This window comes from Methylobacterium sp. J-001 (genome assembly GCF_022829565.1).
Taxonomy (GTDB): domain Bacteria; phylum Pseudomonadota; class Alphaproteobacteria; order Rhizobiales; family Beijerinckiaceae; genus Methylobacterium.
This window is the reverse complement of record NZ_JAKSYN010000227.1, coordinates 303,846-309,922: the sequence shown is the minus strand read 5'-3', so window position 1 is coordinate 309,922 and position 6,077 is coordinate 303,846. Positions and strand designations below refer to the sequence as shown.

The 6,077-nt window shown below is 69.1% G+C and carries 6 protein-coding genes and 1 pseudogene; 2 read left to right on the top strand and 5 right to left on the bottom strand.

Annotation, left to right across the window (positions count from 1 at the left end; translation table 11 throughout):
* Window positions 1–182 (top strand): annotated as a pseudogene (locus tag MKK65_RS31075) (saccharopine dehydrogenase); the annotation flags it as partial.
* Window positions 183–326: 144 nt separating this feature from the next.
* On the opposite strand, the gene MKK65_RS31070 reads toward MKK65_RS31075, so the two are convergent.
* Window positions 327–1,850, bottom strand: a complete 1,524-nt coding sequence (locus tag MKK65_RS31070; RefSeq protein ID WP_243962069.1) for a UxaA family hydrolase — start codon at window positions 1,848–1,850, stop codon at window positions 327–329.
* 137 nt (window positions 1,851–1,987) lie between these two features.
* Window positions 1,988–2,704, bottom strand: coding sequence for a DUF1194 domain-containing protein (locus MKK65_RS31065; protein WP_243962048.1), 717 nt, complete (start codon window positions 2,702–2,704; stop codon window positions 1,988–1,990).
* Between the two features lie 187 nt (window positions 2,705–2,891).
* On the opposite strand from MKK65_RS31065, the gene MKK65_RS31060 reads away from it, so the two are divergent.
* Window positions 2,892–3,107 carry a hypothetical protein gene (locus MKK65_RS31060; protein WP_243962046.1) on the top strand — a complete coding sequence of 72 codons (216 nt, stop codon included), beginning with the start codon at window positions 2,892–2,894 and terminating at the stop codon, window positions 3,105–3,107.
* 10 nt (window positions 3,108–3,117) lie between these two features.
* Here the strand turns inward: MKK65_RS31060 and MKK65_RS31055 are convergent, their stop codons facing one another.
* From MKK65_RS31055 to MKK65_RS31045, 3 genes are all read right to left on the bottom strand, one after another.
* Window positions 3,118–3,891, bottom strand: coding sequence for a DUF1223 domain-containing protein (locus tag MKK65_RS31055; protein WP_243962045.1), 774 nt, complete (start codon window positions 3,889–3,891; stop codon window positions 3,118–3,120).
* 7 nt (window positions 3,892–3,898) lie between these two features.
* On the bottom strand, window positions 3,899–4,915 hold the full coding sequence (locus tag MKK65_RS31050) for a lipid A biosynthesis lauroyl acyltransferase (protein WP_243962044.1): 1,017 nt from the start codon (window positions 4,913–4,915) through the stop codon (window positions 3,899–3,901).
* Between the two features lie 136 nt (window positions 4,916–5,051).
* Window positions 5,052–6,074: a zinc-binding dehydrogenase gene (locus MKK65_RS31045; RefSeq protein ID WP_243962043.1), complete on the bottom strand. Its 1,023-nt coding sequence runs from the start codon at window positions 6,072–6,074 to the stop codon at window positions 5,052–5,054.
* Between the last annotated feature and the right edge of the window lie 3 nt (window positions 6,075–6,077).

Here is a 6,077-nt window from a genome sequence, read left to right as displayed (position 1 = left end):
GTACTAGCGGAGGAAACGGTATGGAGAGCCCCGAGGGCGACACTGTAACGGTCCGGACCGCGAGTGATGCCGCCCGGCGTGTCGCTTCGGGCGCGGGGCCGGCCGGGTTCCACACGCCCGTCACCGCCTTCGGACCGGATTTTATTTTGGAGTTTCCGAACGTCGTGTGGACGGATCTCTGATCCTCCCGTCATTGCGAGCGCAGCAAAGCAACCCAGGGCTGCGCGCGATCTCCAAATGTGGCGTGTCCCTAGGTTGCTTCGCTGCGCTCGCAATGACGGGGAGCGGCGTTCGAAGGCATCAAACGCTGCGCGATCGCAACGGGCTCACACGGTCGCGCCGAGCTGCCACGGCGCGAATTCCGACGAACCGAAATCGAACTGCTCGCTCTTGGTCCGCTCGCCGCTCGCCACCCGCAGGATCAGCTCGAAGATCCGTTGGCCCGCCTGCTCGACCGTCTCCTCAGCGTCGAGGATGGTGCCGCAATTGACGTCCATGTCTTCCTCCAGCCGCCGGTACATCGCCGAGTTTGTGGCGATCTTGATCGACGGCGACGGCTTGCAGCCGAAGACGCTGCCGCGCCCGGTGGTGAAGCACACGAGGTTCGCCCCGCCGGCTACCTGCCCGGTCGCCGAGACCGGGTCGTAGCCGGGGGTGTCCATGAACACGAAGCCCTTGGCGGTCACCGGGTCGGCATAGCGCACCACGTCGACCAGGTTGGTGCTGCCGGCCTTGGCCATGGCGCCGAGCGATTTCTCCAGGATCGTGGTCAGGCCGCCGGCCTTGTTGCCCGGCGACGGGTTGGCGTCGATCTCCGAGCCCTCCCGGCGGGTATACGCCTCCCACCAGCGCATGAGATCGACGAGCTTCTGACCGACCTGGGGGCTCACCGCGCGCCGGGTGAACAGGTGCTCGGCCCCGTAGGTCTCGGTGGTCTCGGACAGGATCACGGTGCCGCCGTTCTCGACCACGCGGTCGCTGGCGATCCCCAACGCCGGGTTGGCCGAGACCCCGGAATAGCCGTCCGAGCCGCCGCATTGCAGGGCAACGATCAGCTCGCTCGCCGGCACGGTCTCCCGGCACACCCCGTTGGCCTCGGCCAGGATGCCGGTGACGAAGTCGATGCCGGCCTCGACCGTCTTGCGAGTGCCCCCCAGCGTCTGGATGTTCATGCTGCGGATCCGGTCGCCCAGGCCCTGCTCTTCCAGGAAAGCGCCGATCTGGTTCACCTCGCAGCCGAGCCCGATCATCACGATGTGCGAGAAGTTGACGTGCCGGGCATAGCCCGCGAGCGTCCGGCGCAGGAGCTTCAGCGGCTCGCCCATCGCCATGCCGCAGCCGGTCTTGTGGGTCAGCGCAACGACGCCGTCGACATTCGGATAGGGGGCCAGCGGATCCAGGCCGAGGATCGGGTGGCGCCGGAACGCGTCGGCGATCAGGTCGGCGACATGGGCGCTGCAATTCACCGAGGTGAGGATGCCGACATAGTTGCGCGTCGCCACGCGCCCGTCCGGTCGGCGGATGCCCTGGAAGGTCGCCGGCGGCGTGATCAGCCGGGTCGGGCGGGCATCGACCCCGAAGGCGTAGTCGCGGGCGAACTCGCCCATGCCGAGATTGTGGACATGGACGTGCCGGCCGGCGGCGATGTCCTCTTTGGCGAAGCCGATGATCTGGCCGTACTTCGTCACGGCCTCACCGGACAGATGCGGGCGGACCGCCACCTTGTGCCCGGGCGGAATCCGTTCGGCGGCTGTGACGCCCGGGGTCACCGGCATGCCCGGCTCGATGGCGGTCCGGGCGACCACCACGCCGTCGTCCGGGCGCAGGGTGATGACGGGATAGGCGGACAGCGCGTCGGCCGTGATCGGCATCGTCATTCCTCCCTGGGCCGCGCCTCGCCGGGCACGTGCCCGAGGAGCCTACCGCGCCGATACGCAGGGCGCGAGCAGCGCGGGTGACGCTGAAGGCCGGATGTCGGCGGCCGGGGTCAGGAGATCTCGCGGACCAGCTTGGCGATCAGCGCCCGGCCGAAAGCCTCGAAGCCCTCGGCCGCCATGACGAACGCGCCCTCGCCGCCGATCACGGTCTCCCGGTAATAGGCAGCCAAGCCGCCCACGGGATTGGTGTGGTCCCTCAGGAACGCCGGCATGCCCGCCGGATCGGTGAGGATGACGATGCCGTTGACGGTGGTGCCGGCGGTCACGGCCGCGTCCCGGGCCTCGGCGATCGACCGGCCCGAATTGCTGGTGCCGTCCCCCGAGATGTCGATGACCGTCCGGTCGGCGCGGTAGGGCGATCGCTCCAGCAGCATGGAGGCGAAGCCGATCGCCGACCCGATGGCGGTCCGGCCGTAGAAGGGGCGCGACACCGCGGCGAGCCTTTTCGCGAAGGCGATCGCGTTGGCGGCCGTTCCGATGACCATCCAATCGACCGCGACCTGCTGCTCCCCCGGGCCTGCCCAATCGAACAGCGCGACCGCGATACGCCCATGAGGGCCCTCGGCGATCGCCCGCAGGACGCGCGGATCGCCGAAGGCTTCGGCATAGCCACGCCGCTCCAGGTCGAAGCGCGCCTCGCTGATGCTCAGCGAGACATCGACGGCGAGCACGAGGAGGACATCGACCGCGAGGTCGGCCGCTTCAGAACGGCGACCCGCCAGGGACGCGGCGGCGAGCATTCCCGAGAGCAGGTGGCGTCGCCGCATGGCCGACACTCAATGACGGGCGTCCACACGGTTCGGCGGACGGGCCCATGCGTGCAACGAGCCTGCCGCCCGGGCGGTTCGATGCCGCCTTCGGTCGCAGCGCGTACCGGCCGCGCCACGCTATCTGCGGTCGGGAAGCGACGCACCGGGCGCCGCGCAGGTCGAAAGCTTTCCCTAGACGATGCGTATGTTTCATTGGATCGGTCACATCATCAAGACCGTCATCATCACCGGCGTGATCGGCAGCGTCGCGCTGTTCAGCAGCCTGCTCGACGCGATGATCGGCCTGGTCGGCCGATGCTCCGACCGCCTGGACGCCAAGCTCGGCAAGTTGGCGCAGGCGTCGAACGAGCGTCATCGCCGGGAGGGCCGGCGGCAGGTGGATCCGATCACCTTGGACTGAGCCGAACGCCCTACAGGCCCGGCCCCTTGGCCGCCCCCAGAATGCGGCCGGGTCTGCCCTCCGTGGCGCCCTGGACCAGGATCACCCAGCTGTCGGCGTCGGCAATCTCCGCCATCGTGCAGGGCACGTCGAAGCGGGTCGACTGGCCCGTCCAGGGACCGAGGCGCTGCAGGCCGCGCACCACATTGACGTAGGTGGCGGTCCGGCCGCCATTCTCACCGGCCAGGATCGCGATGGCCCGGCTGCGCAGAACGGGCACCAGCCAGACATCGCCACGCGTCTCGGGCCTGGCATCCGCAGCGGCACCGACCTCGACCGTGATGCGGTCGCCGTGAATCTCGCCGCGGACCGGGATCGGCAATCCGCCGCGCTGCGTCCCCTCGCGCATCAGCCGCTCGAGAGCGATGCGGTCCGAGCCCACCGCGAAGCCGCTGCCGTCGACCACGACCTGCGGCGTGAACACCTGGCGGACGCCGTGCGCCCGCGCATAGGCGCGCTGGCGATCGGTCAGCGGCCGCAAGGCCAGGGTGTCCTTCCAGCCGAGATAATCCCAGTAGGTCACCGGCAGGGTGAGCGCGACCACGCCGGGCTGACGGGCGAGGTCGCGGATGACCGGGTCGGCACTCCGGCAGGCGCCGCAGCCCTGGCTGGTGAACATCTCCACCACGGCGCGGACCGGCTCCGCCCGCGCCTGAGCGGTGGCCGAGACCACGCAGAGCAGCGCGGCCGCGCACAGCGCACGGATCTCGCCGGTCTGGGTACGGGCGCGGGGCCGAAGGATCATGGTGCCATCAGAGCGTCTGGGATGCCGTCTGGGAAATCACGTTGGCTTGAGTATTTTCTACCATTGGTTGCGACGTCGTCCGAGCATTCCGCGCTTTCGGCAACATGTCCGGTCTCCAGCGGCGATGCATCCACAGCCATTGGCCTGGATTCTCGCGGACCCAACCCTCGACCACACTTGTCATCGCCTGCATCGCGCCGGCGACATCGATCACGCCGTCGGCGTTGCGCGGCAGGTCCAGGGGGGGCGTGAGTTCCAGGCGGAATCGGCCCTCGGGCAGGCGGATGACGCGGACGCCGTGCACCGGGCAATCGTAGTGCCGGGCGAGCTTGGCCAGAAGCGGGTTGGCCAGGCACGGCCGGCCCATGAAGTCGACCACCACGCCCCGGGTAAAATGCTGGTCGATCAATTGCCCGAGATGGCCGCCATTCTCGACCACGTCGCGCATGGCGAAGACGGCCCCCGGGGTGGAGGCGGCGAGGCCACCCATGGAGCGGCGGCGGACCTCCTGCACGAGGCGTGCAGCCGCCGGGTTGTTCGGCGGCCGGAACACGGCGGTCGCGTCGAGGCCGAACCGTGCGGCGCAGATCGCGGGAAGCTCCCAGTTCCCCAGATGCGCGGAGAAGATCAGGCCCGGCTGGCCATCATCGCGCAAAGCGGCGAAGTGGTCGATTCCCGCGACCTCCGTGCGCATCGGGCCGGTGGCGTCGGGATCGAAGTCGAACAGCGTATCGAGATGAGCGTACTCGGCGCCGGTCCGCCCGAGGTTGTCCCAGGCCTCGAGGGCGATCCGCTTCCGTTCCGCCTCCGGCATGTCCGGGAAGGCAGCGCGCAGGTTCGCCATGGCGGTCCGATGCGCCGGCAACAGCGGCCCGACATTCCGCAGGAGGGCGGCGCCGAGCGCCGTCGAACGATCCGGCCCGAGGGCGCGCGCCAGCCAGACCAGTCCGCGGATCAGCGGGATCATGGCAAAGCCCGCCAGGCGCGGAAAGGACCGTCGAAGGATGAGGGCGAGGCGCAGCACGTTGGATTCCCGGGCACGAAGCGGGCAGACCCGGCAATTCGCGTGAAAGGCGAAGCTTAACCGATCTTTCCCGCAGTGCGATAGCGCATCGTCCGGAAAGGTGGCCGCCGGCCCCCGGGACGATACGCGGCAAGGCTCAGAGGCCGACGAGGATCTTCCCGAAGACCTTGCGGGATTCAAGCCGTTCCAGCCCCTGCGCGAAGTCGCCGAGGGGGTAGACGGTATCCACGACCGGGCGAATGCCCTGGGTCATCTTGTCGAGGGCCTGCGCGATATTGGCGAGCGAGCAGCCGAACGAGCCGGTGATGCGGTATTGCTGCTGGAACAGCTGCATCAGGTTCATGGTGGCCGAGACGCCGGAGGTCGAGCCGCAGGTCACCAGCCGCCCGCCGCGCTTCAGGCAGAGCAGCGAGCCGTTCCAGGTGTCGGCGCCGACATGCTCGAACACGACGTCGACGCCCTTGCGCTTGGTCAGCCGCCGGACCTCGCCCTCGAACCGCTCGGTCCGGTAATTGATGACGTGGTCGGCGCCGAGTTCCGCCGCCTTGCGGCCTTTCTCGTCGTCGCCGACCGTCGTGTAGACGGTGCAGCCGATCGCCTTCGCCATGCGGATGGCGGCGGTGCCGATACCGGACCCGCCGGCATGGACCAGCACGCTTTCGCCGGGCTCCAGCCGGGCATTGTCGAACAGCATGTGCTGGACCGTGCCAAAGGCGATGCCAGCGCAGGCTGCGTCGGTGTCGCTGACCCGGTCCGGGACTTTCACCACGAGACGGGCGGGCATGTTGACCAGTTCGCGGGCGAAGCCGTCGATGTGGAAGCCCATGACCCCGGACACGTCCTCGCAGAGGTTGTCGCGGCCCTCGCGGCAGGCGCGACACTGCCCGCAGGTCATCGCCCCGTAGGGAACGACCGGGTCGCCGACGGCCACGTTCGTGACATCGGCGCCGACCGACTCGACCATCCCCGCCGCCTCGGCTCCGACGATCAGCGGCATATTGCGCTTGGCGAAGGCCATGCCGCGAAAGCCCCAGACGTCGATGAAGTTGAGGCCGACCGCGCGGATGCGGATCTGCACCTCGCCCGGACCCGGGGCGGCTGGTGCCTCGACCTCGGTGAGGCGCAGGTCGCGGTCGCCGAATAGCTGGAGGGCTTTCATGCT

Excerpts from the sequence above, each read along its gene's own strand:
- MKK65_RS31065 (WP_243962048.1), bottom strand. The coding sequence starts at position 2,704 with ATGCGGCGACGCCACCTGCTCTCGGGAATGCTCGCCGCCGCGTCCCTG.
- MKK65_RS31060 (WP_243962046.1), top strand. The coding sequence starts at position 2,892 with ATGTTTCATTGGATCGGTCACATCATCAAGACCGTCATCATCACCGGC.
- MKK65_RS31055 (WP_243962045.1), bottom strand. The coding sequence starts at position 3,891 with ATGATCCTTCGGCCCCGCGCCCGTACCCAGACCGGCGAGATCCGTGCG.
- MKK65_RS31045 (WP_243962043.1), bottom strand. The coding sequence starts at position 6,074 with ATGAAAGCCCTCCAGCTATTCGGCGACCGCGACCTGCGCCTCACCGAG.